This window comes from Pseudoxanthomonas suwonensis (assembly GCF_010093235.1).
Classification (GTDB): Bacteria; Pseudomonadota; Gammaproteobacteria; order Xanthomonadales; family Xanthomonadaceae; genus Pseudoxanthomonas; species Pseudoxanthomonas suwonensis.
In genome coordinates this window covers 1-25,054 of the sequence record NZ_PDWP01000002.1, presented here as the reverse complement: position 1 = coordinate 25,054, position 25,054 = coordinate 1, and the positions used below count along the sequence as shown (strand labels likewise).

The 25,054-nt window shown below is 66.5% G+C and carries 26 protein-coding genes, 1 tRNA gene and 1 pseudogene; all 28 read right to left on the bottom strand.

Translation table 11 applies throughout. From position 1 onward, the window contains the following. Nucleotides 1-10: 10 nt before the first annotated feature. Nucleotides 11-553, bottom strand: coding sequence for a 50S ribosomal protein L5 (rplE, locus tag CSC68_RS01000; RefSeq protein WP_162201645.1), 543 nt, complete (start codon nt 551-553; stop codon nt 11-13). An 11-nt stretch (nt 554-564) separates the two neighbouring features. Next, nucleotides 565-882 (bottom strand): 50S ribosomal protein L24, encoded by a 318-nt coding sequence (gene rplX / locus CSC68_RS00995; RefSeq protein WP_162201644.1) that lies wholly within the window; start codon nt 880-882, stop codon nt 565-567. A gap of 15 nt (nt 883-897) precedes the next feature. Next, entirely contained in the window at nt 898-1,266 is a 369-nt protein-coding gene (gene rplN, locus CSC68_RS00990) for a 50S ribosomal protein L14 (protein WP_014161372.1), read from the bottom strand. Between the two features lie 14 nt (nt 1,267-1,280). Next, entirely contained in the window at nt 1,281-1,547 is a 267-nt protein-coding gene (rpsQ, locus tag CSC68_RS00985) for a 30S ribosomal protein S17 (RefSeq protein WP_162201643.1), read from the bottom strand. A 12-nt stretch (nt 1,548-1,559) separates the two neighbouring features. After that, nucleotides 1,560-1,748 (bottom strand): 50S ribosomal protein L29, encoded by a 189-nt coding sequence (gene rpmC, locus CSC68_RS00980; RefSeq protein WP_019399179.1) that lies wholly within the window; start codon nt 1,746-1,748, stop codon nt 1,560-1,562. After that, entirely contained in the window at nt 1,748-2,161 is a 414-nt protein-coding gene (gene rplP, locus CSC68_RS00975) for a 50S ribosomal protein L16 (protein WP_019399180.1), read from the bottom strand. The genes rpmC and rplP overlap by 1 nt, the downstream gene beginning before the upstream one ends. A 5-nt stretch (nt 2,162-2,166) precedes the next feature. Then, nucleotides 2,167-2,895: a 30S ribosomal protein S3 gene (gene rpsC, locus CSC68_RS00970; RefSeq protein ID WP_013535990.1), complete on the bottom strand. Its 729-nt coding sequence runs from the start codon at nt 2,893-2,895 to the stop codon at nt 2,167-2,169. Between the two features lies 1 nt (nt 2,896). Next, nucleotides 2,897-3,232, bottom strand: coding sequence for a 50S ribosomal protein L22 (gene rplV / locus CSC68_RS00965; protein WP_013535991.1), 336 nt, complete (start codon nt 3,230-3,232; stop codon nt 2,897-2,899). Between the two features lie 10 nt (nt 3,233-3,242). Then, on the bottom strand, nt 3,243-3,509 hold the full coding sequence (rpsS, locus tag CSC68_RS00960) for a 30S ribosomal protein S19 (RefSeq protein WP_162201642.1): 267 nt from the start codon (nt 3,507-3,509) through the stop codon (nt 3,243-3,245). Between the two features lie 6 nt (nt 3,510-3,515). Beyond that, nucleotides 3,516-4,343: a 50S ribosomal protein L2 gene (rplB, locus tag CSC68_RS00955; RefSeq protein WP_162201641.1), complete on the bottom strand. Its 828-nt coding sequence runs from the start codon at nt 4,341-4,343 to the stop codon at nt 3,516-3,518. A gap of 10 nt (nt 4,344-4,353) precedes the next feature. Further along, entirely contained in the window at nt 4,354-4,653 is a 300-nt protein-coding gene (rplW, locus tag CSC68_RS00950; RefSeq protein WP_013535994.1) for a 50S ribosomal protein L23, read from the bottom strand. Next, nucleotides 4,650-5,255 carry a 50S ribosomal protein L4 gene (gene rplD / locus CSC68_RS00945; protein ID WP_162201640.1) on the bottom strand — a complete coding sequence of 202 codons (606 nt, stop codon included), beginning with the start codon at nt 5,253-5,255 and terminating at the stop codon, nt 4,650-4,652. The genes rplW and rplD overlap by 4 nt, the downstream gene beginning before the upstream one ends. An 11-nt stretch (nt 5,256-5,266) precedes the next feature. Then, entirely contained in the window at nt 5,267-5,917 is a 651-nt protein-coding gene (rplC, locus tag CSC68_RS00940) for a 50S ribosomal protein L3 (RefSeq protein ID WP_162201639.1), read from the bottom strand. An 11-nt stretch (nt 5,918-5,928) separates the two neighbouring features. Continuing rightward, nucleotides 5,929-6,240 carry a 30S ribosomal protein S10 gene (rpsJ, locus tag CSC68_RS00935; RefSeq protein ID WP_013535997.1) on the bottom strand — a complete coding sequence of 104 codons (312 nt, stop codon included), beginning with the start codon at nt 6,238-6,240 and terminating at the stop codon, nt 5,929-5,931. A 320-nt stretch (nt 6,241-6,560) separates the two neighbouring features. After that, nucleotides 6,561-7,751, bottom strand: a complete 1,191-nt coding sequence (tuf, locus tag CSC68_RS00930; RefSeq protein WP_162201638.1) for an elongation factor Tu — start codon at nt 7,749-7,751, stop codon at nt 6,561-6,563. A 96-nt stretch (nt 7,752-7,847) separates the two neighbouring features. Further along, on the bottom strand, nt 7,848-9,977 hold the full coding sequence (fusA, locus tag CSC68_RS00925; protein ID WP_162201637.1) for an elongation factor G: 2,130 nt from the start codon (nt 9,975-9,977) through the stop codon (nt 7,848-7,850). 132 nt (nt 9,978-10,109) lie between these two features. Further along, nucleotides 10,110-10,577 carry a 30S ribosomal protein S7 gene (rpsG, locus tag CSC68_RS00920; protein WP_162201636.1) on the bottom strand — a complete coding sequence of 156 codons (468 nt, stop codon included), beginning with the start codon at nt 10,575-10,577 and terminating at the stop codon, nt 10,110-10,112. Nucleotides 10,578-10,592: 15 nt separating this feature from the next. Continuing rightward, nucleotides 10,593-10,967, bottom strand: coding sequence for a 30S ribosomal protein S12 (gene rpsL / locus CSC68_RS00915; protein ID WP_013536001.1), 375 nt, complete (start codon nt 10,965-10,967; stop codon nt 10,593-10,595). 237 nt (nt 10,968-11,204) lie between these two features. Continuing rightward, complete coding sequence (gene rpoC / locus CSC68_RS00910; protein WP_162201635.1) at nt 11,205-15,431, bottom strand: DNA-directed RNA polymerase subunit beta'; 4,227 nt, start codon at nt 15,429-15,431, stop codon at nt 11,205-11,207. Between the two features lie 83 nt (nt 15,432-15,514). Beyond that, complete coding sequence (gene rpoB, locus CSC68_RS00905; protein ID WP_162201634.1) at nt 15,515-19,702, bottom strand: DNA-directed RNA polymerase subunit beta; 4,188 nt, start codon at nt 19,700-19,702, stop codon at nt 15,515-15,517. 273 nt (nt 19,703-19,975) lie between these two features. Further along, complete coding sequence (rplL, locus tag CSC68_RS00900) at nt 19,976-20,350, bottom strand: 50S ribosomal protein L7/L12 (RefSeq protein ID WP_162201633.1); 375 nt, start codon at nt 20,348-20,350, stop codon at nt 19,976-19,978. A gap of 54 nt (nt 20,351-20,404) precedes the next feature. Beyond that, nucleotides 20,405-20,935 (bottom strand): 50S ribosomal protein L10, encoded by a 531-nt coding sequence (gene rplJ / locus CSC68_RS00895; protein WP_162201632.1) that lies wholly within the window; start codon nt 20,933-20,935, stop codon nt 20,405-20,407. 365 nt (nt 20,936-21,300) lie between these two features. Next, the gene (gene rplA / locus CSC68_RS00890; RefSeq protein ID WP_162201631.1) at nt 21,301-21,999 is read right to left on the bottom strand and encodes a 50S ribosomal protein L1; all 699 of its coding nucleotides are present in this window, start codon (nt 21,997-21,999) and stop codon (nt 21,301-21,303) included. A gap of 4 nt (nt 22,000-22,003) precedes the next feature. Continuing rightward, nucleotides 22,004-22,432: a 50S ribosomal protein L11 gene (gene rplK / locus CSC68_RS00885; protein WP_162201630.1), complete on the bottom strand. Its 429-nt coding sequence runs from the start codon at nt 22,430-22,432 to the stop codon at nt 22,004-22,006. 202 nt (nt 22,433-22,634) lie between these two features. Beyond that, complete coding sequence (gene nusG, locus CSC68_RS00880; RefSeq protein WP_162201629.1) at nt 22,635-23,192, bottom strand: transcription termination/antitermination protein NusG; 558 nt, start codon at nt 23,190-23,192, stop codon at nt 22,635-22,637. 13 nt (nt 23,193-23,205) lie between these two features. After that, nucleotides 23,206-23,619, bottom strand: a complete 414-nt coding sequence (gene secE, locus CSC68_RS00875; protein WP_162201628.1) for a preprotein translocase subunit SecE — start codon at nt 23,617-23,619, stop codon at nt 23,206-23,208. A 67-nt stretch (nt 23,620-23,686) separates the two neighbouring features. Next, nucleotides 23,687-23,762, bottom strand: a tRNA-Trp gene (locus CSC68_RS00870). Nucleotides 23,763-23,864: 102 nt separating this feature from the next. Continuing rightward, a pseudogene (tuf, locus tag CSC68_RS00865) lies at nt 23,865-25,054 on the bottom strand (elongation factor Tu).

Here is a 25,054-nt window from a genome sequence, read left to right as displayed (position 1 = left end):
TCGATATCCCTTAGTTGCGGAACGGGAACTTGAACGCCTCGAGCAGCGCCTTGGCTTCGGCGTCGGTCTTGGCGGTCGTGGTGATGGCGATATCCATGCCGCGGATCGCGTCGACGGCGTCGAAGTCGATTTCCGGGAAGATGATCTGCTCCTTCACGCCCATGTTGTAGTTGCCACGGCCGTCGAACGAACGGCCGGACACGCCACGGAAGTCGCGCACGCGCGGCAGCGCGACGCTGATCAGGCGGTCCAGGAACTCGAACATCTGGTTCCGGCGCAGCGTGACCTTGCAGCCGATCGGCCAGCCGTCGCGGATCTTGAACGAGGCCACCGAGACGCGGGCCTTGGTGGTCACCGGCTTCTGGCCGGTGATCTTGGCCAGGTCGGCAACGGCGTTTTCCAGCACCTTCTTGTTGGTCGCCGCCTCGCCGACACCCATGTTCACGGTGATCTTGACGAGCTTGGGCACTTCCATCGGATTGGTGTAGCCGAACTTCTCCATGAGAGCCGGCACAACCTGTTCCTTGTAGATCTTTTCGAGCCGCGTGGTCATTGCTTCATTCCTCAGGCGTCGAGCGCCTCACCACTGGAGCGGAACACACGCAGTTTGCGTCCATCCTCCAGGACCTTGTACCCGATGCGCTCGCCCTTGCCGGTGGCGGGGTTGAGCGGCATCACGTTGGAAATGTGGATCGAGGCTTCGCGCTCGACCACGCCGCCGGCGATGCCCGCCTGCGGGTTCGGCTTGGTGTGCCGCTTGACCAGGTTGACGTTGGCGACGACCACGCGGTCGCCCTCCACGCGCACAACCTCGCCCTGCTTGCCCTTGTCCTTGCCGGTGATGACCACGACCTGGTCACCCTTCTTGATACGGTTTGCCATGTCTGCTTCCTCCGCTCAGAGCACTTCAGGCGCGAGCGAGACGATCTTCATGAACTTCTCGGAACGCAGTTCACGGGTCACCGGTCCGAAGATACGGGTGCCGATCGGCTCCTGCTTGTTGTTCAGCAGGACGGCGGCATTGCCGTCGAAGCGGATCAGCGAGCCGTCGGCACGACGGACGCCCTTGCGGGTACGGACCACGACGGCGTCGTAGACCTCGCCCTTCTTCACCTTGCCACGCGGGATCGCGTCCTTGACGGTCACCTTGATGATGTCACCGATGCCGGCGTAACGGCGCTTGGAGCCGCCCAGCACCTTGATGCACATCAGTTCCTTGGCGCCGGAGTTGTCGGCGGCGTCAAGGTAGCTCTGCATCTGGATCATGATTCAGATCTCCCTTATTCGGCCGCGCGGGTGACGACTTCAACCACGCGCCAGTTCTTGGTCTTGGACATCGGTGCGATCTCGGTCACGCGCACCACGTCGCCCTCGTTGCAGCTGTTGTCCGCATCGTGGGCGTGGAGCTTGGTCGAGCGCTTGATGTACTTGCCGTACAGCGGGTGCTTGACCTGACGCTCGACCAGGACGGTTACCGTCTTGTCCATCTTGTTGCTGATCACCCGGCCTTCGACCGTGCGCAGCGGCTTGTTGTTGTTCTCGCTCATCGCTGCGATCCCTTACTTGTTGCTGCCGAGCAGGGTCTTGACACGAGCGATCTCGCGGCGCACCCGGCGGGTTTCGTGGGTCTTCGTCAGCTGGCCGGTCGCCCGCTGCATGCGCAGGGAGAACTGCTCCTTGCGCAGGTCCAGCAGGTGAGCCTTCAGTTCGTCGGCCGACTTTTCACGGAGTTCGTTGATCGTAGCCATTAGCGCACCGTGCGGGTCACGAAGGTGGTGGTGACCGAGAGCTTGGCGGCCGCCAGGCGGAACGCCTCGCGCGCCTGCTCCTCCGACACGCCCTCGATTTCATAGATCATGCGGCCCGGCTGGATCTGGGCCACCCAGTACTCCACGTTACCCTTACCGGAGCCCATACGGACTTCGATGGGCTTCTGGGTGATCGGCTTGTCCGGGAACACGCGGATCCACATCTTGCCGCCGCGCTTGACGTAGCGGCTGATCGTGCGGCGGGCCGCCTCGATCTGGCGCGCGGTCAGGCGACCGTGGGCGGTGGCCTTCAGGCCGTACTCGCCGAAGGACACGGCGTTGGCGCTCCAGCTCAGGCCCTCGTTACGGCCCTTGTGCTGCTTGCGGTACTTGGTTCGCTTGGGTTGCAACATCGCCGTTACCTCGCTTCACGTGCCGGACGGGAGGGACGCTCGCGGTCGCCACGCTCGCCGCGCGGGCTGCTGGCTTCTTCCTGCTTCTCCTGTCCAACCTGGGCGAAGTCGAAGATCTCGCCCTTGTAGACCCATACCTTGATGCCGATCACGCCGTAGGTGGTGTGAGCCTCGGCAAAGCCGTAGTCGATGTCCGCGCGCAGGGTATGCAGCGGCACGCGGCCTTCGCGGTACCACTCCGAACGGGCGATCTCGGCGCCGTTCAGGCGGCCGGCGACGTTGACCTTGATGCCCAGGGCGCCGAGGCGCATCGCGTTGCCCACGGCGCGCTTCATCGCGCGACGGAACATGATGCGGCGCTCCAGCTGCTGGGCGATGGACTCGGCGACCAGCTGCGCGTCGAGCTCGGGCTTGCGCACCTCGCTGACGTTGATGTGGGCGGGGACGCCCATCATCTCGCTGACTTCCTTGCGCAGCTTCTCGATGTCCTCGCCACGCTTGCCGATCACCACGCCCGGGCGGGCGGTGTGGATGGTGACGCGGGCGGTCTTGGCCGGACGCTCGATCAGGATGCGGCTGATGCCGGCCTGGGCCAGCTTCTTGCGCAGCATCTTGCGGACCTTCAGGTCGGCCGCCAGGTAGTCGGCGTACTCGCCCTTGCCCGCGTACCACTTCGAGTTCCAGTCCTTGGCGATGCCCAGGCGGATGCCGGTGGGATGAACTTTGTGACCCATATTACTTGCCCTCTCCCACGACGACGGTGATGTGGCTGGTCCGCTTGAGGATGCGGGTGCCGCGGCCCTTCGCACGCGCCATGAAGCGCTTCAGGGTCGGGCCCTCGTCGACCATGATGGTCTTGACCTTCAGGGCGTCCACGTCGGCGCCGTTGTTGTTCTCGGCGTTGGCAATGGCGGACTCGACGACCTTCTTGATCAGGGCGGCGGCCTTCTTGTCGGAGAACTTCAGCAGGTTGACGGCACGCTCGGCCGGCAGGCCACGCACCTGGTCGGCGACCAGGCGGGCCTTCTGCGGGGAGATGCGCGCGGTGCGCAGGATGGCTTTCGCTTCCATGGTCATCTCCTTACTTCGACTTCTTGTCGCCGCCGTGACCCTTGAAGGTCCGGGTGACAGCGAATTCGCCGAGCTTGTGGCCGACCATGTTCTCGTTGATGAGAACCGGAACATGGTTCTTGCCGTTGTGCACAGCGATGGTGAATCCCACCATTTCCGGCAGGATCATGGAACGGCGCGACCAGGTCTTGATCGGCTTCTTGGTGCCGCCCGCGGCCTCCACCTTCTTGATGAGGTGGTGATCGACGAACGGGCCTTTCTTGAGAGAACGTGGCATGGTCGATTAGCCCCTACGATCGCGGACGATGAACTGCTGGGTGCGCTTGTTCTTGCGCGTCTTGTAACCCTTGGTCGGGACACCCCACGGGGTGACCGGATGCGGGTTACCCTGGCCGGCCTTGGCCTCACCACCACCGTGCGGGTGGTCAACCGGGTTCATCGCCGCACCGCGGACGGTCGGACGAACGCCGCGCCAGCGCTTGGCACCGGCCTTGCCCAGCTTCTCCAGGTTGTGCTCGTCGTTGCCGACTTCGCCGATGGTCGCGCGGCACTCGGCCGGAACCTTGCGCATCTCGCCCGAACGCAGGCGGAGCAGCGCGTAGGAACCCTCGCGGGCGACCAGCTGCACGCCGGCGCCGGCGGCGCGGGCGATCTGGGCACCCTTGCCCGGCTTCAGCTCGATGCAGTGCACCGTGGTGCCGACCGGGATGTTGCGCAGCGGCAGGGTGTTGCCGGCCTTGATCGGGGCGTCGGAACCGGCGATCACCTGGTCGCCAGCCTTCAGGCCCTTCGGGGCGATGATGTAGCGGCGCTCGCCGTCGACGTAGCACAGCAGGGCGATGTGGGCGGTGCGGTTCGGATCGTATTCGATCCGCTCCACGCGCGCCGCGATGCCTTCCTTGTTGCGCTTGAAGTCGATCAGACGGTAGTGCTGCTTGTGGCCACCGCCGACGTGGCGGGGGGGGATGCGGCCGTGGGGGTTACGGCCGCCGGCCTTGCTCTGCTTCTCGACGAGCGCGGCGTGCGGGGCACCCTTGTGCAGATCCGGGGTGACCACGCGGACCGCGGAGCGGCGGCCGGCAGAGGTGGGCTTGAACTTCATCAATGGCATGGGATCACCCTCAGGCCTTCGCGGACACGTCGATGCTCTGGCCGTCGGCCAGGCGCACGTACGCCTTACGCCAGTCGCCACGGCGACCGGAACGGAAGCGGAAGGACTTGTTCTTGCCCTTCACGTTGACGACGTTGACCGACTCGACCTTGACGTCGAACAGCTGCTCCACGGCGGCCTTGACGTCGGCCTTGGTGGCGTCGTTCGAAACTTCGAACACGTACTGGTTGCTCACTTCCTGCAGGCGAGCGGTCTTTTCGGACACGCGCGGCGCGAGCAGTACGCTGAAAACTTTCTCGTTGGTGCTCATGCCAGCCACTCCTCGACCTTCTTGACCGCATCGGCGGTGATCAGCACGGAATCGGCGCCGACCAGGGCGACCGGATCCAGGCCCTGCACGTCGCGGACCTGCACGTACGGCAGGTTGCGGGCGGACAGGAACAGGTTCTCCGAAGCGTCCTCGGTGACGATCAGCGGGCGCTTGCCCAGCTCGAAACCGGCCAGCTTCTCGACCAGGCCCTTGGTCTTGGGGGCGTCGATGTCGAACGACTCGACGACCTTCAGGCGGCCCTGGCGGTTCAGCTCGGACAGGATCGCGGCGATGGCCGCGCGGTACATCTTGCGGTTGACCTTCTGCTCGAAGCTGCGCGGCTTGGCCGCGAAGGCCCGGCCGCCGCCGACGAAGATCGGGGCCGTCAGGGCGCCGTGACGCGCGCCGCCGCCCTTCTGCTTCTTCGACTTCTTGGTCGTGCCGTTGACCTCGGCGCGGGTCTTCTGCGCCTTGGTGCCGGCGCGACCGGCGGCCTGGTAGGCCACCACGACCTGGTGGACCAGGTCCTCGCTGAATTCGCGGCCGAACACTTCGTCGGAAACCGACAGCTTGTTGGCGCTACCCGTAATGGTGAGTTCCATCGTGCTTCTCCTTACGCCTTGCTCGCCGGACGCACGATCACGTCGCCACCCGGGGCACCCGGGACGGCGCCGCGAACGGCGATCAGGCCGCGCTCGGCATCGACGCGAACCACTTCCAGGTTCTGCGTGCTCTGCTGCTCGGCGCCCATGTGGCCGGCCATCTTCTTGCCGGGGAACACGCGACCGGGGGTCTGGCGCTGGCCGATCGAGCCCGGGGCGCGGTGCGACAGCGAGTTACCGTGGGTAGCGTCACCCATGGTGAAGTTGTGGCGCTTGATCGTGCCCTGGAAGCCCTTGCCCTTGGTCACGCCCTGGACGTCGACGATCTGGCCAACCTCGAAGATGTCGGCCTTGATCTCGCCGCCAACGGCGAAGTCACCGATCTTCTCGTCGGCGACGCGGAACTCCCACAGACCGCGGCCGGCTTCGACCTTGGCCTTGGCGTAGTGGCCGGCCAGCGGCTTGTTGACCAGCGAGGCGCGGCGCGCGCCAGTGGTGACCTGGACGGCGCTGTAGCCGTCGACTTCGACGGTCTTGATCTGGGTGATGCGGTTAGGGGTGGCCTCGATCAGGGTCACCGGGATGGAACGGCCATCCTCGGTGAAGACGCGGCTCATGCCGGCCTTGCGGCCGACCAGACCCAACGAATACTTCTTCGTCATGTCGGCAGTCCTCAGGCGAGCTTGATCTGGACGTCGACGCCAGCCGCGAGCTCGAGCTTCATCAGCGCGTCCACGGTCTTGTCGTTGGGGTCGACGATGTCGAGCACGCGCTTGTGCGTGCGGGTCTCGTACTGGTCACGCGCATCCTTGTCGGCATGCGGGGAGACGAGAATGGTGTAACGCTCGATCTTGGTCGGCAGCGGGATCGGGCCACGCACCTGCGCGCCGGTCCTCTTGGCCGTCTCGACGATCTCGCTGGCCGAACGGTCGATCAGACGATGATCGAACGCCTTGAGCCGAATCCGGATCTTTTGGTCCGCCATGACGGAGTTCCTTCGTTAAAAGAGCGACGGGCGCGGCCTCTGGGATGCCTGCCCCGGTATGGTTCAGTTCGTCCGGCCGGTCCCGCTCCGGACTGGAAGCCGCTCCAGGCGACCCCCAAAAGCGCGGGCAGACCAGCGAGCCGGCCTGCCCAGACGGAAAAGTATAGAACGCGTAAAACGGCGCGTCAACAGCCAATGGCTGTCCCGCGCTCTGCGTCACGCGACTTTTCCCTGTCTGGCGAACACGAGGCGCTTCCTGCACCTCTTTTCGCGGTAAGCCCCCTGCCCGCCCAGGCGGACAGGGGGTTAATAAACCTGAATTACTTCAGGATCTTGGCAACCACGCCGGCGCCGACGGTACGGCCGCCTTCGCGGATCGCGAAGCGCAGGCCTTCGTCCATCGCCACCGGGTTGATCAGCGACACCGACATCTTCACGTTGTCGCCCGGCATCACCATCTCCACGCCCTCCGGCAGTTGGACGGCGCCGGTGATGTCGGTGGTGCGGAAGTAGAACTGCGGACGGTAGCCCTTGAAGAACGGGGTGTGACGGCCGCCCTCGTCCTTCGACAGCACGTAGACCTCGGCCTCGAAGTCGGTGTGCGGGGTGATCGTGCCCGGCTTGGCCAGCACCTGGCCACGCTCGACCTCGTCACGCTTGGTGCCGCGCAGCAGCAGGCCCGCGTTGTCGCCCGCCTGACCCTGGTCCAGCAGCTTGCGGAACATCTCCACGCCGGTCACGGTGGTCTTGGCGGTCGGACGGATGCCCACGATCTCGACTTCGTCGCCCACCTTGATCACGCCGCGCTCGATACGGCCGGTCACCACGGTGCCGCGGCCCGAGATCGAGAACACGTCCTCGACCGGCATCAGGAACGGCTTGTCAACGTCGCGCTCCGGGGTCGGGATGTAGCTGTCCAGCGCGTCCACCAGCTGGATGATCGCCGGAACGCCGATCTCCGACTGGTCGCCTTCCAGAGCCTTCAGCGCCGAACCCTTGATGATCGGGGTGTCGTCGCCCGGGAAGTCGTACTTGCTCAGCAGCTCGCGGACTTCCATCTCCACCAGCTCCAGCAGCTCGGCGTCGTCCACCATGTCCGCCTTGTTCAGGAAGACCACGATGTACGGCACGCCCACCTGGCGGGCCAGCAGGATGTGCTCGCGGGTCTGCGGCATCGGGCCGTCGGCCGCCGAGCACACCAGGATCGCGCCGTCCATCTGGGCGGCACCGGTGATCATGTTCTTGACGTAGTCGGCGTGGCCGGGGCAGTCAACGTGCGCGTAGTGGCGGGTCGGGGATTCGTACTCGACGTGCGCGGTCGAGATCGTGATGCCGCGAGCCTTCTCTTCCGGCGCCGCGTCGATCGCGTCGTACGCCTTGAACTCGCCACCGAAACGCTCGGCGCCGATCTTGGTCAGCGCGGCCGTCAGCGTGGTCTTGCCATGGTCAACGTGGCCGATGGTGCCGACGTTCACGTGCGGCTTGGTGCGCTCGAACTTACCCTTGGACATTGGTGCAAAACCTCTTGAACTTGGATTTTTCCTGGAAGACGGGGCCACCCAGGGGATGGCCCCGCCCGATATGTGCGCGCCCGGGGGCGCCGCCGGTTACGCCTTCTTGATCACCGTCTCGGCGATGTTGTTCGGCGCTTCCTCGTAGTGGTCGAACTCCATCGAGAAGGTGGCGCGGCCCTGCGTCATCGAACGCAGCGAGGTGGCGTAGCCGAACATTTCGCCCAGCGGGATCATCGCGTTGATGATCTTGCCCGACGGGCTGTCGTCCTGGCCCTGCAGCACGCCGCGACGACGGCTCACGTCGCCCATGACGTCGCCCAGGTAGTCCTCGGGGCTGACGATCTCGACCTTCATGATCGGCTCCAGCAGCACCGGGTTGGCCTTGGCGAAGCCCTGCTTGAACGCCATCGAGGCGGCCAGCTTGAACGCCATTTCCGACGAGTCGACGTCGTGGTACGAACCGAAGACCAGCTTGACCTTGACGCCGACGACCGGGAAGCCGGCCAGCGGGCCGCTGGTGATGGTCTCGCGCAGGCCCTTCTCGACCGAGGGGATGAATTCCTTCGGGATCACGCCACCGGTGATCTCGTTGAGGAACAGGAAGTCGTCCTTGATCAGGTCGGCGTACTTCTCGCGGTCCTCGGCGGTCATCGGCGACAGCTCGATCACGACGTGGCCGTACTGGCCCTTACCGCCGGACTGCTTGGCGTGCTTGTAGTCCGACTTGACGTCGCTGGAGCGGATGGTCTCGCGGTAGGCCACCTGCGGCTTGCCGACGTTGGCCTCGACGTTGAACTCGCGCTTCATGCGGTCAACGATGATGTCCAGGTGCAGCTCGCCCATGCCGGAGATGATGGTCTGGCCGGACTCCTCGTCGGTGCGGACGCGGAACGACGGGTCTTCCTGGGCCAGACGGCTCAGGGCGTTGCCCATCTTCTCCTGGTCGGACTTGGTCTTCGGCTCGACGGCCATCGAGATGACCGGCTCCGGGAACGCCATGCGCTCGAGGACGATCGGGGCGTCGATGGCGCACAGGGTGTCGCCGGTGGTGACGTCCTTCAGGCCCACGGCGGCGGCGATGTCGCCGGCCAGCACTTCCTTGATCTCGTCGCGGTTGTTGGAGTGCATCTGCAGCAGGCGGCCGATGCGCTCCTTCTTGTTCTTGACCGAGTTCAGCACCTGGTCGCCGGCGCTCAGGGTGCCGGAGTAGACGCGGAAGAAGGTCAGCGAACCGACGAACGGGTCGGTCATGATCTTGAACGCCAGCGCCGAGAACGGAGCCTTGTCGGAGGACTCGCGGGTCATCTCCTTGGTCTCGTCGTCCATGTCGACGCCCTTCACCGCCGGCACGTCGATCGGCGACGGCAGCAGCTTGATCACGCCGTCGAGCATGGCCTGCACGCCCTTGTTCTTGAACGCCGAGCCGCAGAACATCGGCACGATCTCGGTGTTCAGGGTGCGGGCGCGCAGAGCCGAGTAGATCTCGTCCTCGGTCAGCTCCTCGCCGCCCAGGTACTTGTCCATCAGCTCTTCGTTGGCCTCGGCCGCGGACTCGACCATGTACGAACGCGCCTCTTCGGCCTGCGCCTGCAGCTCGGCCGGGATGTCGCGGTACTCGAAGGTCATGCCCTGGTTCTTCTCGTCCCAGTGGATGGCCTTCATCTTGACCAGGTCGACCACGCCGACGAAGTTGTCCTCGGCGCCGATCGGGATCTGCATCGGCACCGGAACGGCGCCCAGGCGGCTCTTCAGCTGGTCACGGACCTTGAAGAAGTTCGCGCCGGTGCGGTCCATCTTGTTGACGAACGCGATGCGCGGCACGTGGTACTTGTTGGCCTGGCGCCACACGGTCTCCGACTGCGGCTGCACGCCGCCGACGGCGCACAGCACGAACACCGCGCCGTCCAGCACGCGCAGCGAGCGCTCGACTTCGATGGTGAAGTCGACGTGCCCGGGGGTGTCGATGATGTTGAAGCGGTGCTCCGGGAAGGACTTGTCCATGCCCTTCCAGAACGCGGTGGTGGCGGCGGACTGGATCGTGATGCCACGCTCCTGCTCCTGCTCCATCCAGTCCATGGTCGCGGCGCCGTCGTGCACTTCACCGATCTTGTGGCTCTTGCCGGTGTAGAACAGGATGCGCTCGGACGTGGTGGTCTTGCCGGCATCGATGTGGGCCATGATGCCGAAATTGCGGTAACGCTCGATGGGAGTAGTGCGGGCCACGGGGAGCCTCTCGTTAGCTTGGCGTTTCGGATGCGGGGGCCGGCTGCGCGGCACCCCCTGAAATGCGGAGGGCGCGGAACATGCCGCGCCGCCCGGGCTGGTCGCGCGGGTCCGCAAGGGACCCGCGTGCTGTTACCAGCGGTAGTGGGCGAAGGCCTTGTTGGCCTCGGCCATGCGGTGGGTTTCTTCGCGCTTCTTGATCGCGCCACCGCGGTTCTCGGCCGCGTCCAGCAGCTCACCGGCCAGCTTGCGGGCCATGGTGTTCTCGCCGCGCTTGCGGGCGGAATCGATCAGCCAGCGCATGGCCAGGGCCAGACGGCGGGACTGGCGCACCTCGACCGGGACCTGGTAGGTCGCGCCGCCGACGCGGCGGGACTTGACCTCGACCGCCGGGGACACGTTGTCCAGCGCCTTCTGCACCAGCTCGATGGCGTTGGGGTTCTTCTGGCCGATGACGTCCATCGCGTCGTACACGATGTTCTCGGCGATCGACTTCTTGCCGCTCTTCATCACCATGTTGATGAAGCGGGCGATGGTCTCGCTCCCGTGCTTGGGATCGGGCAGGACGGAGCGCTGGGGGGTGGAACCTTTACGGGACATGTCGGGCTTCCTCGATTAGCTCTTCGGGCGCTTGGCGCCGTACTTCGAACGGCCCTGGCGACGCTTGGTGACGCCGGCGGCATCCAGCGAACCGCGGACGGTGTGGTAACGCACGCCCGGCAGGTCCTTGACGCGGCCGCCGCGGATCAGCACGACGGAGTGCTCCTGCAGGTTGTGGCCTTCGCCGCCGATGTACGAGATGACCTCGTAGCCGTTGGTCAGGCGGACCTTGGCAACCTTGCGGAGGGCCGAGTTCGGCTTCTTCGGGGTGGTGGTGTAGACGCGGGTGCAGACACCGCGGCGCTGCGGGCACTTCTCAAGTGCCGGCGAGGCGCTCTTGTACGTTTCCGCCTGCCGCGGCTTGCGGACCAGCTGGTTGATCGTCGCCATTCTAAGGTTCTTCTGCTTGGGGCCCCGCCAATCGGGGCCGGACGTGAAAACGACGGCAGGCCGAAGGACGGCCTGCCGAGACATGAAAGTATAGCGGGCCGGTAAAAACCGCGTCAACCGACCCCCTTCCCTGGCCCGGCGCCCGGCCGTCCCGAAGGGGCCGCCGGGTTCCCGGGGGCGGCGGGGCTTCCCTGCCCCGCCGTCACCCCCGCCCGCCGTTGCCGGCGGGCGGGGTCATCACTCGGCCGCGTCGTCCTGGGACGGGGCGGCCTCGGTCGCCTCGGCCACGGCCGCCGGCTCGGAGCCGCCGGACAGGGCCTCCAGCTCCGACTCGGTCAGGCCGCTGGCGTGGCGGCGGCGCTTGCTGTGGTAGGCAAGGCCGGTACCCGCCGGGATCAGGCGGCCGACGATCACGTTCTCCTTCAGGCCGCGCAGGCTGTCGCGGGTGCCGCGGACGGCAGCCTCGGTCAGCACGCGGGTGGTCTCCTGGAAGGAGGCCGCCGAGATGAACGACTCGGTCGCCAGCGAGGCCTTGGTGATGCCCAGCAGCACCGGCTCGTACTTGGCCGGGATCTCGTTGCGGGCCAGCAGGCGCTGGTTCTCCTCGATGACGCGCTGCTTCTCGACCTGCTCGCCATTGAGGAACTTGGAGTCGCCCTGGTCGGTGATCTCGACCTTGCGCAGCATCTGGCGGGTGATCACCTCGATGTGCTTGTCGTTGATCTTCACGCCCTGCAGGCGGTAGACGTCCTGGATCTCCTTGACCAGGTACGCGGCCAGGTCCTCGATGCCCTTCAGGCGCAGGATGTCCTGCGGGCTCGGCTCGCCGTCCACGATGGTCTCGCCCTTGGTCACGTGCTCGCCTTCGAACACGATGATCTGGCGGTACTTCGGGATCAGCTCCTCGTGCTCCTCGCCGTCCGGTCCCTTGATGATCAGGCGCTGCTTGCCCTTGGTGTCCTTGCCGAAGCTGACCACGCCCGAGCGCTCGGCCAGGATCGCCGGATCCTTCGGCTTGCGCGCCTCGAACAGGTCGGCCACGCGCGGCAGACCGCCGGTGATGTCGCGGGTCTTCGACGCTTCCTGCGGGATCTTGGCGACCACGTCGCCCACGCCCACCGGGGCGCCGTCCTGCAGGTTCACGATCGAGCGCGGCGGCAGCAGGTACTGCGCCGGCAGGTCGGTGCCCGGGATGGTCAGGTCGTTGCCGTCCTTGTCCACGATGCGGACCAGCGGACGCAGGTCCTTGCCCTGCGAGCCACGACGCTTCGGATCGGTGATCTCGCGCGAGGCCAGGCCGGTCAGCTCATCGGTCTTCTCGATGACGGTGATGCCGTCGACGAAGTCGATGAAGCGGACGAAACCGGCCACTTCCGACACGATCGGGTGGTTATGCGGATCCCAGTTGGCGACCGACTGGCCGGCCTTGACCTCGGCGCCGTCCTTGACGGAGATGGTGGCGCCGTACGGCAGCTTGTAGCGCTCGCGCTCGCGGCCGTGCGGGTCGAGGACCGAGATTTCGCCCGAGCGCGAGACCGCCACCAGGTGGCCGCCGGCGTGCTCGACCGACTTGAGGTTGTTGAACTTCACCGAGCCGGTGGTCTTGACCGTGATGTTGTCCACCGCGGCGGCACGCGAAGCGGCACCACCGATGTGGAACGTACGCATGGTCAGCTGGGTACCCGGCTCACCGATCGACTGGGCGGCGATGACACCGACCGACTCGCCGATGTTGACCAGGTGGCCACGGGCCAGGTCGCGGCCGTAGCAGTGCGAGCACACGCCGAAGGCCGATTCGCAGGTAATGGTCGAACGGACCTTGATCGACTGCACGCCCGCCTCTTCCAGGCGGTTCACCCAGACCTCGTCCAGCAGGGTGTTGCGGGTGACGATCGGATCCTCGTCGTTGCCCGGCAGGAACACGTCCTCGGCCACGACGCGGCCCAGCACGCGGTCCTTCAGCGGCTCGACCACGTCGCCGCCTTCCACGATCGGGGTCATGGTCAGGCCATGGACCGTGCCGCAGTCGGACTCGGTGATCACCACGTCCTGCGCCACGTCGACCAGGCGGCGGGTCAGGTAACCGGAGTTGGCGGTCTTCAGCGCGGTATCGGCCAGACCCTTACGGGCACCGTGGGTGGAGTTGAAGTACTCCTGCACGTTCAGGCCTTCGCGGAAGTTCGCCTTGATGGGCGTCTCGATGATCGAGCCGTCCGGGCGGGCCATCAGGCCGCGCATGCCGGCCAGCTGGCGGATCTGCGCCTGCGAACCACGGGCACCGGAGTCGGCCATGATGTACAGCGAGTTCATCGACTTCTGCGCGACTTCCTCGCCCTTGGCGTTGACCACCTTGTCGGTACCGATGGTCTCCATCATCGCCTTGGCGATGCGCTCGTTGGTGCGCGACCAGATGTCGACCACCTTGTTGTAGCGCTCGCCGGCGGTGACCAGGCCGCTCTGGTACTGCTCCTGGATCTCCAGCACCTCGGCTTCGGCCTCGGCGAGGATGCTCTTCTTCTCGTCCGGGATCAGCATGTCGTCGATGCCGATCGACACGCCGGCGCGGGTGGCGAAGCTGAAGCCGGTGTACATCAGCTGGTCGGCGAACACCACGGTGTCCTTCAGGCCCAGGCGACGGTAGCAGCTGTTGATCAGGCGGCTGATGTTCTTCTTGGTCAGCTCGGTGTTGGCCAGCGCGAACGGCAGGCCCTCCGGCAGGATCTCGGCCAGCAGCGCACGGCCGACGGTGGTGTCGACGATGGTGTTCTTGCGGACCTTGTTGCCGTCCTCGTCGATGGTCACTTCCGGGATGCGGACCTTGACCTTGGCGTGCAGCTCGACGGTGCGGTTGTCATAGGCGCGCTTGACCTCGGCCACGTTGGCGAACGCCATGCCCTCGCCCTTCTTGTTCTCCAGGGCGCGGGTCATGTAGTACAGGCCGAGCACGACGTCCTGCGACGGCACGATGATCGGCTCGCCGTTGGCGGGCGACAGGATGTTGTTGGTCGACATCATCAGGGCGCGCGCCTCCAGCTGGGCCTCGAGGCTCAGCGGGACGTGCACGGCCATCTGGTCGCCGTCGAAGTCGGCGTTGAACGCGGTGCAGACCAGCGGGTGCAGCTGGATGGCCTTGCCCTCGATCAGCACCGGCTCGAACGCCTGGATGCCCAGGCGGTGCAGGGTCGGGGCGCGGTTCAGCAGCACCGGGTGCTCGCGGATCACCTCTTCGAGGATGTCCCACACCTCGGCCTCTTCGCGCTCGACCAGCTTCTTGGCGGCCTTGATCGTGGTGGCCAGGCCGCGGCGCTGCAGCTTGGCGAACACGAACGGCTTGAACAGCTCCAGCGCCATCTTCTTCGGCAGGCCGCACTGGTGCAGGCGCAGGTACGGGCCGACCACGATGACCGAACGGCCCGAGTAGTCGACGCGCTTGCCGAGCAGGTTCTGGCGGAAGCGGCCCTGCTTGCCCTTGATCATGTCGGCCAGCGACTTGAGCGGGCGCTTGTTGGTGCCGGTGATGGCGCGGCCGCGGCGGCCGTTGTCCATCAGGGCGTCAACCGACTCCTGCAGCATGCGCTTCTCGTTGCGCACGATGATGTCGGGCGCGTTGAGCTCCAGCAGGCGGCGCAGGCGGTTGTTGCGGTTGATGACGCGGCGGTACAGGTCGTTCAGGTCGGAGGTCGCGAAGCGGCCGCCGTCCAGCGGGACCAGCGGGCGCAGGTCCGGCGGCAGCACCGGCAGCACGGTCATGACCATCCACTCCGGACGGTTGCCGGACTCGATGAACGCCTCGATCAGCTTGATGCGCTTGGTCAGGCGCTTGAGCTTGGTCTCCGAACCGGTGGCGGCGATCTCCTCGCGCAGGCGGGCCATCTCGGCCTGCAGGTCGATGGTGCGCAGCAGCTCGTAGATCGCCTCGGCGCCCATGGCGGCGTCGAAGTCGTCGCCATGCTCCTGGCGCGCCTGCATGTACTGCTCTTCGGTCAGCAGCTGGCGGCGCTCGAGCGGGGTCAGGCCCGGCTCGGTGACGACGTAGGCTTCGAAGTACAGGATGCGCTCGATGTCGCGCAGGGTCATGTCCAGCATCAGGCCGATGCGGGACGGCAGCGACTTGAGGAACCAGATGTGCGCGACCGGCGAGGCCAGGTCGATGTGGCCCATGCGCTCGCGGCGGACCTTGGCCAGGGTGACCTCGGTGCCGCACTTCTCGCAGACCACGCCGCGGTGCTTCATGCGCTTGTACTTGCCGCACAGGCACTCGTAGTCCTTGATCGGACCGAAGATCGCGGCGCAGAACAGGCCGTCACGCTCGGGCTTGAACGTGCGGTAGTTGATCGTCTCGGGCTTCTTCACCTCGCCGAAGGACCACGAGCGGATCAGGTCCGGCGAAGCCAGGGCGATCTTGATCGCGTCGAAGTCCAGCGTCTGGCGCTGCTGGTTGAAGAGGTTGAGCAGGTCTTTCATTTCTTGTCTCCGTCAGGAGTAAAGGCGGTCGATCGGGCGATTCGGGGGTTGCGCGGCCCGCGAGGCGGGCCGCGCCGCGCGCCTTACTCGTCCTCCAACTCCATGTTGATGGCCAGCGAGCGGATTTCCTTCACCAGAACGTTGAAGGACTCCGGCATGCCCGCGACCATCTCGTGGTTGCCGTCGACGATGTTCTTGTACATCTGGTTGCGGCCCTGCACGTCGTCGGACTTCACCGTCAGCATTTCCTGCAGGGTGTACGCCGCGCCGTAGGCTTCCAGCGCCCACACTTCCATCTCGCCGAAGCGCTGGCCGCCGAACTGCGCCTTGCCGCCCAGCGGCTGCTGGGTGACCAGCGAGTACGGGCCGGTGGAGCGGGCGTGCATCTTGTCGTCGACCAGGTGGTTCAGCTTCAGGTAGTGCATGTAGCCGACCGTGGTCTTGCGATCGAACGCCTCGCCGGTGCGGCCGTCGTGCAGCTGCATCTGGGTCTTGCTGGCGTTGAAGCCGAGGCGGGCGGTCTCCGGATCGTCGTCCGGATAGGCCAGCTCCAGCATCTGGCGGATCTCTTCCTCGTGGGCGCCGTCGAACACCGGGGTGGCCATCGGCACGCCGCCGGTCAGGTTGCGCGCCATGCCCAGCAGCTCCTCGTCGCTGAACTGCGACAGGTCGACGCGCTGGCCGACCAGGCTGCTGTCGTGGTTGTAGACCTTGTCCAGGAACTCACGCAGCTCGGACACCGCACGCTGCTCGTCCAGCATCTTCTGGATGCGCTTGCCCAGGCCCTTGGCGGCCCAGCCCAGGTGCACCTCGAGGATCTGGCCGATGTTCATGCGCGAAGGCACGCCCAGCGGGTTGAGGCAGATGTCCACCGGGGTGCCATCGGCCATGTACGGCATGTCCTCGACCGGGACGACGTTCGACACGACGCCCTTGTTGCCGTGGCGGCCGGCCATCTTGTCGCCCGGCTGGATGCGGCGCTTCACCGCCAGGAACACCTTCACCATCTTCAGCACGCCCGGGGCGAGGTCGTCGCCCTGGGTGATCTTGCCGCGCTTGTCGGCGAAGCGGCGCTCGAACTCCTTCTCGTGCGCCTGGATCTGCTTCTGCGCGCGCTCGATGGCCTCGGCGGCCTCGTCGTCCTTCATGCGCAGGGCGAACCAGTCGGCCTTCTTCAGGCCGTCCAGGTAGGCGTCGGTGATGGTGTCGCCCTTCTTCAGGCCCGGGCCGCCGTTGGCGACCTTGCCCACGATCTGGCCGCGCAGGCGCGCGTAGATCGCCGCCTCGAGGATGCGGAACTGGTCGTCGAAGTCCTTCTTGACCCGACGGATCTCGTTCTCCTCGATCTGCTTGGCGCGCTTGTCCTTCTCGATGCCGTCGCGGGTGAAGACCTGCACGTCGATGACCGTGCCGTCCATGCCCGGCGGCACGCGCAGCGAGCTGTCCTTAACGTCGGAAGCCTTCTCGCCGAAGATCGCGCGCAGCAGCTTCTCTTCCGGGGTCAGCTGGCTCTCGCCCTTCGGCGTGACCTTGCCGACCAGGATGTCGCCGGCACGGACCTCGGCGCCGATGTACACCACGCCCGACTCGTCCAGGCGGCCCAGGGCCTGCTCGGACACGTTCGGGATGTCGGCGGTGATCTCCTCCGGGCCCAGCTTGGTGTCGCGGGCGACGCAGGTCAGCTCCTCGATGTGGATCGTGGTGTAGCGGTCTTCCTGGACCACGCGCTCCGACAGCAGGATCGAGTCCTCGAAGTTGTAGCCGTTCCAGGGCATGAACGCGATCAGCATGTTCTGGCCCAGGGCCAGCTCGCCGATGTCGGTCGACGGGCCGTCGGCCAGCACGTCGCCGCGCGCGACCACGTCACCCACGTGCACCAGCGGGCGCTGGTTGATGCAGGTGTTCTGGTTGGAGCGGGTGTACTTGGTCAGGGTGTAGATGTCGACGCCGGCATCGTGCTCGCCGGAGATCTCCTCCTCGTTGGCCTTGACCACGATGCGGCCGGCGTCGACCTGCACCACCTCGCCGCCGCGGCGGGCGTTGACGGTCACGCCCGAGTCGCGCGCCACGGCGCGCTCGATGCCGGTGCCGACCAGCGGGGTCTGCGCACGCAGGGTCGGGACGGCCTGGCGCTGCATGTTCGCGCCCATCAGCGCGCGGTTGGCGTCGTCGTGCTCCAGGAACGGGACCAGCGCCGCGGCGACCGACACGGTCTGCATCGGCGACACGTCCATGTAGTGGATCTCGGACGCCGGCTTCAGCAGCGACTCGCCCTGGTGGCGGCAGGGGACGAACGCCTCGGTCAGGCGGCCTTCCTTGTCGTGGGCGGCGTTGACCTGGGCGATGACGTACTCGTTCTCCTCGATCGCCGACAGGTACTCGACCTCGTCGGTGATGCGGCCGTCCACGACCTTGCGGTACGGCGTCTCGAGGAAGCCGTACTGGTTGGTGCGGGCGAACACGGCCAGCGAGTTGATCAGGCCGATGTTCGGGCCTTCAGGGGTCTCGATGGTGCAGACGCGGCCGTAGTGGGTCGGGTGCACGTCGCGCACCTCGAAGCCGGCGCGCTCGCGGGTCAGGCCGCCCGGGCCCAGCGCCGAGACGCGGCGCTTGTGGGTCACTTCCGACAGCGGGTTGTTCTGGTCCATGAACTGCGACAGCTGCGAGGAGCCGAAGAACTCCTTGATCGCGGCGGCCACAGGCTTGGCGTTGATCAGCTCCTGCGGGGTCAGGCCCTCGGACTCGGCCATCGACAGGCGCTCCTTGACCGCGCGCTCGACGCGGACCAGGCCCACGCGGAACACGTTCTCGGCCATCTCGCCGACCGAACGCACGCGGCGGTTGCCCAGGTGGTCGATGTCGTCGACCACGCCGCGACCGTTGCGGATCTCGGTCAGCACGCGCAGCACGTCGAGGATGTCGGAGGTCTCGCCCTGCTCGGCCACCAGCGACCTGGACTCCTCGTCGCCGCGCTCGGAGAAGTACTTGTGGTCGTACAGCACGGCCGGGCCGACGACGTCCTTGCGGCCGACGCGGCGGTTGAACTTCATCCGGCCCACGGCCGACAGGTCGTAGCGCTCGAAGGTGAAGAACAGGTTGTGGAACAGGTTCTGCGCGGCCTCCTTGGTCGGCGGCTCGCCCGGACGCATCATCCGGTAGATCTCGACCAGGGCCTCCAGCTGGGTGCGGCTCGGGTCGATGCGCAGGGTGTTGGACAGGTACGGACCGCGGTCGAGGTCGTTCACCCACAGGGTGCCGACGCTGGCGACGCCGGCCTTGCGGAAGGCGGCCAGGTGCTCGTCGTTGATCTCGTCGTTGGCCGAGGCCAGCAGCTCGCCGGTGGCGGCGTCGACCACGTCATGGGCCAGGATGCGGCCCAGCAGGTACTCGTCCGGCACCGCCAGCGCAGTGATGCCGGACTGCTCCAGCTGGCGCACGTGGCGCGCGGTGATGCGCTTGCCGGCCTCGACGATGACCTTCTCGCCGTCGGACAGGTCGAAGCCCAGGGTCTCGCCGCGCAGGCGCTCCGGGACCAGCTCCAGCTGCACGCCTTCCGGCAGGATGTGGAAGGTGTTGATCTCGAAGAACGCGCGCAGCATCTCCTCGTTGGTGTAGCCGAGCGCGCGCAGCAGGATGGTCACCGGCAGCTTGCGGCGACGGTCGATACGGGTGTACAGGGCGTCCTTCGGGTCGAACTCGAAGTCCAGCCAGGAGCCGCGGTACGGGATGATGCGGGCGCTGTACAGCAGCTTGCCCGAGCTGTGGGTCTTGCCGCGGTCGTGGTCGAAGAACACGCCCGGCGAACGGTGCAGCTGCGAGACGATGACGCGCTCGGTGCCGTTCACGATGAACGTGCCGTGCTCGGTCATCAGCGGGATCTCGCCGAGGTAGACCTCCTGCTCCTTGACGTACTTGATCGCCTTGGTCGACGACTCGCGGTCGTAGATGACCAGGCGCACGGTCACGCGCAGCGGGGCGCCGTAGGACAGGCCGCGGTTGCGGCACTCGCGCTCGTCGAACACGGGCTCGCCGAGCTTGTAGCCGACGTACTCGAGCGCGGCGTTGCCGCTGTAGCTGGCGATCGGGAACACCGACTTCAGCGCGGCGTGCAGGCCGGTGTCGCGGCGCTTGGCGGGATCGATGTCGGCCTGCAGGAATTCGCGGTACGAATCGACCTGGATGGCCAGCAGGAACGGCACCTCGAGGATGGAGCGCTGCTTGCCGAAGTCCTTGCGGATGCGCTTCTTCTCGGTGAACGAATACGTCGTCATGGGTGTACCACCTTTGGCAGTGCGGGCCGCGCGTCCGCGGACCCGGGGGAACATGAAGCTGTCAGTCGGTAGTCGCTGGTATTGCCGGCACCAGCACGCCATCTCCCGCTACTTCCGACTACCAGCTCCCCTGTGTGGAACTGGGTTTTGCGATGTTGCCAGGCCCTTGCGGACCCCTTCAGGGCCGAGGGCCCCGGAAACGACCGAAGGCCGGGGGCTTTCGCCCCCAGCCTTTGGCGCATCACCGAGCGTGCCGGCGATGCAAGGTACTGCTTACTTGAGCTCGACGGTGGCGCCGGCGGCTTCCAGTTCCTTCTTGAACTTCTCGGCGTCTTCCTTCGACACGCCTTCCTTGACGTCCTTCGGGGCGCCTTCGACCAGGTCCTTGGCTTCCTTCAGGCCCAGGCCGGTGATGGCGCGGACGGCCTTGATGACCTCGACCTTCTTCTCGCCGGCCGACTTCAGGACGACGGTGAACTCGGTCTGCTCCTCGGCGGCCGGACCAGCGGCGACCGGGCCGGCGGCCACGGCGACCGGGGCGGCGGCGGAGACGCCGAACTTCTCTTCGATGGCCTTGACCAGCTCCATCACTTCCATCAGGGTCTTGCCGGCGATGGCTTCGACGATCTGCTCGTTGGTAAGGGACATTGTGATTACCTTCTGAATGTTTTCTGGAAAGGGTTTCGGAAATCGTCGATACGCTTACGCGGTCTCGGCGGCTGCCTCGGCCGGCGCGGCTTCGCCGCCACCCTGCTGCTCGCCGACGGCCTTGACGGCGCGGGCGAACATGGTGGCCGGCTCGGCCAGGACGCGGGCCAGCATGGCCAGGGCCTGGTCGAGGGTCGGCAGCGAGGCCAGGACCTCGACGTGGCTCGCCGGGTACAGCTGGCCGCCGACGGCGACCACCTTCGGCTTGAGCTTGTCGTTGGTCTTGGCGAACTCCTTGATCAGGCGACCGGCGGCGCCGGGCTCCTCGGTCGAGAACGCGTAAAGCAGCGGACCCACGAGCGCATCCTTGGCGCACTCGTATTCCGTGCCTTCGACGGCGCGCGCGACCAGCGTGTTCTTGACAACCTTCAGGAACACGCCGGTTTCGCGGGCCTTCTTGCGCATCGCGGTCATCTGCTCGACCGTGGTGCCAGCGTACTCGGCGGCGATCAGGGAGTGCGCGTTGGCGGCGACGTCGGCCAGTTCGGCGACGACTTCCTTCTTCTGGGACAGATTGAGAGCCATAACACTCCTCCGTATGAACTCCGCTCGCGGCTCCTGCCGCTTGCGGTCCTGGGCGGCGCCCTTCCGTGCGCGCCGGGGATGCCCGTGGCATCCCGGTGCTGGCCTTTCTGACCCGTACGCCCGAAGGATCGGTCGTGCCGGGGAAACATCCAGAAGGCGGCACCATCTACGCAGGCCAGGCCCCGTGGGGACCCGATTAAGCAGCCCCGCTGCACCGACGGCGATTCCCTGCCATAGCGAGCATCCGTGCCCGTCGTCGATGTGCGCCGACCGCACCTGCGGTCTTTGACGGCTGTCGGTCCGCGCCGGCCCCGACTGCCCTCAAAACGTGCACCCGGGCCACCCGTCGGCCCGGGGTTACTGCATTACTTCAGGGACAGCGAGCCCTGGTCGACGGTCACGCCCGGGCCCATGGTCGAGCTGAGCGAGATCTTCTGCAGGTACTGGCCCTTGGAGGTCGCCGGCTTGGCCTTGATCAGGTCCAGCAGCAGCGCCTGCAGGTTCGACTTCAGGGCCTCGTCGGCGAAGTCGGCCTTGCCGATGGTGGCGTGGATGATGCCCGCCTTGTCGGTGCGGTAGCGCACCTGGCCCGACTTGGCGTTCTTGACCGCCTCGGCCGGGTTCGGGGACACGGTTCCGACCTTCGGGTTCGGCATCAGGCCGCGCGGGCCCAGGACCTGGCCCAGCTTGCCCACCACGCGCATGGCGTCCGGGGTGGCGATGACCACGTCGTAGTTCAGGTCGCCGGCCAGCATCTTCTCGGCCAGGTCGTCCATGCCCACGGCCTCGGCGCCGGCGGCCAGGGCCTCGTCGGCCTTGGCGCCCGCCGGGGCGAACACGGCCACGCGCACGCTCTTGCCGGTACCGGCCGGCAGCACGGTCGAACCGCGGACCTGCTGGTCGGACTTCTTGGCGTCCACGCCCAGGCGCACGGCCACGTCGACGGACTCGACGAACTTGGCCTTGGTGAAGCCCTTGATGATCTTCAGCGCCTCATCGATGGCGTAAGCCTTGCCCGGCTCGACCGCCGCCTTGATCGCCTTCTGTCGCTTGTTCAGTGCCATGTGCTCAGCCCTCCACCACCAGACCCATCGAACGGGCGGAGCCCGCGATGGTACGAACCGCCGCATCCAGGTCGGCCGCGGTCAGGTCGGGTTCCTTCGCCTTGGCGATCTCCTCGAGCTGCTTGCGGGTGACCTTGCCCACCTTCTCGGTGTTCGGGCGCTTGGAGCCGGAGGTGATACCCGCGGCCTTCTTCAGCAGGATGGTCGCCGGCGGCGTCTTGGTGATGAAGGTGAAGGTACGGTCCGAGTAGGCGGTGATGACCACCGGGATCGGCAGACCGGGCTCGAGCTTCTGCGTGGCGGCGTTGAACGCCTTGCAAAACTCCATGATGTTCAGGCCGCGCTGACCCAGCGCAGGACCGACCGGCGGCGAGGGGTTGGCCTGACCGGCCTTCACCTGCAGCTTGATGTAACCGACGACTTTCTTTGCCATTTCTGTTTATCTCCGGGTGCTGACGCCTGCGCCGCAGGCTCCCCATCGGTCCGGGAAAATCACGCGTCCCGGCATCGCGTTGAACTTCTGGCCCCCGTCCGCGCGAAAGGCCGCCTGGCGGCGGCCGTCGGGGCTGCCCGGCTTTCCGGACGGGAAGCCGCGCAGTATATCAGGTTTGCCGGCCCGCCGCGGGGCCGGCGGCTCAGGCCTTCTCGACCTGGCCGAATTCCAGCTCCACCGGGGTGGAGCGACCGAAGATGAGCACGGCCACGCGCAGGCGGCTCTTCTCGTAGTTGACTTCCTCGACCACGCCGTTGAAGTCGTTGAACGGGCCGTCGATGACGCGGACCATCTGGCCCGGCTCGAACAGCACCTTCGGGCGCGGCTTCTCGACGCCTTCCTGGACGCGGTCCAGGATGGCCGCGGCCTCGCTGTCGCTGATCGGCAGCGGGCGGTCGGCGGTGCCGCCGATGAAGCCCATCACCTTCGAGGTTTCCTTGACCAGGTGCCAGCTCTCGCTGTCGATGCGCGGGATGCCGTTCTCGTCGTGGGTCTCGATCTGGACCAGGACGTAGCCCGGGAAGAACTTGCGCTCGGAACGGCGCTTCTGGCCGGAGCGCATTTCCACCACTTCCTCGGTCGGCACCAGCACGTCGCCGAAGCGGTCCTGCATGCCGTGCATGGCGATGCGGTCGCGCAGGGCCTGGGCGACGGACTTCTCGAAGCCGGAATAGGCGTGGACCACGTACCAACGCTTCACTTGGACATTCTCCTCAGCGGCCGAAGTTCAGGAACAGCTCGATCGCCCACTTAACGAAGAAATCGAAGCCAGCAAGGATCAGGCTCAGCACCACCACCACGGCGACCACGACCCAGGTCATGCGGGTGGCTTCCTGGCGGGTCGGCCACACCACCTTGCGCAGCTCGAAGCGCGACTCGGACAGGAACTCGCGGACACCGCGGCCCTTGGCGCTGAGCATGAATACGACGGTTCCGGCCACCAAGCCGGCGACGACGGCGAGGCCGCGCAGCTGCGGGGCCCACTGGCCCAGCTGGGCCGCGCGGGTCGCATCGCCGAACCAGAACCAGACGAACAGCCCGCCGAGCACCAGCAGCGCCGCGAGCGCGTACTTGACCATGTCGCCGCCACTGGTGGCGGTCTGTGCCGGATCGATCTTGCTGTTCAAGTCGCTGTCGCTCTCTTGACTGTTGCGGCGCGGGGACCGGGTGGACGGGCCCGCGACGCGGGGAAAGTGGCACGCCAGGAGGGACTCGAACCCCCAACCTGCGGTTTTGGAGACCGCTGCTCTGCCAATTGAGCTACTGGCGTACGCGTGAACCTCGACCTTCCCTTAGACGGCAAAGGCGGACCGGGGTTCCGGCCCGCCCTCGCGCTGTCCGGCGAGCCCGTCGCCGGGATCCCGCAGGGGGCTTACTTCAGGATCTTGGCAACCACGCCGGCGCCGACGGTACGGCCGCCCTCGCGGATCGCGAAGCGCAGGCCCTCGTCCATCGCCACCGGGTTGATCAGCGACACCGACATCTTCACGTTGTCGCCCGGCATCACCATCTCCACGCCCTCCGGCAGCTGGACGGCGCCGGTGATGTCGGTGGTGCGGAAGTAGAACTGCGGACGGTAGCCCTTGAAGAACGGGGTGTGGCGGCCGCCCTCGTCCTTCGACAGCACGTACACCTCGGCCTCGAAGTCGGTGTGCGGGGTGATCGTGCCCGGCTTGGCCAGCACCTGGCCACGCTCGACCTCGTCACGCTTGGTGCCGCGCAGCAGCAGGCCCGCGTTGTCGCCCGCCTGACCCTGGTCCAGCAGCTTGCGGAACATCTCCACGCCGGTCACGGTGGTCTTGGCGGTCGGACGGATGCCCACGATCCCGACTTCGTCGCCCACCTTGATCACGCCGCGCTCGATACGGCCGGTCACCACGGTGCCGCGGCCCGAGATCGAGAACACGTCCTCGACCGGCATCAGGAACGGCTTGTCAACGTCGCGCTCCGGGGTCGGGATGTCGCTGTCCAGCGCGTCCACCAGCTGGATGATCGCCGGAACGCCGATCTCCGACTGGTCGCCTTCCAGAGCCTTCAGCGCCGAACCCTTGATGATCGGGGTGTCGTCGCCCGGGAAGTCGTACTTGCTCAGCAGCTCGCGGACTTCCATCTCCACCAGCTCCAGCAGCTCGGCGTCGTCCACCATGTCCGCCTTGTTCAGGAAGACCACGATGTACGGCACGCCCACCTGGCGGGCCAGCAGGATGTGCTCGCGGGTCTGCGGCATCGGGCCGTCGGCCGCCGAGCACACCAGGATCGCGCCGTCCATCTGGGCGGCACCGGTGATCATGTTCTTGACGTAGTCGGCGTGGCCGGGGCAGTCAACGTGCGCGTAGTGGCGGGTCGGGGATTCGTACTCGACGTGCGCGGTCAGATCGTGATGCCGCGAGCCTTCTCTTCCGGCGCCGCGTCGATCGCGTCGTACGCCTTGAACTCGCCACCGAAACGCTCGGCGCCGATCTTGGTCAGCGCGGCCGTCAGCGTGGTCTTGCCATGGTCAACGTGGCCGATGGTGCCGACGTTCACGTGCGGCTTGGTGCGCTCGAACTTACCCTTGGACAT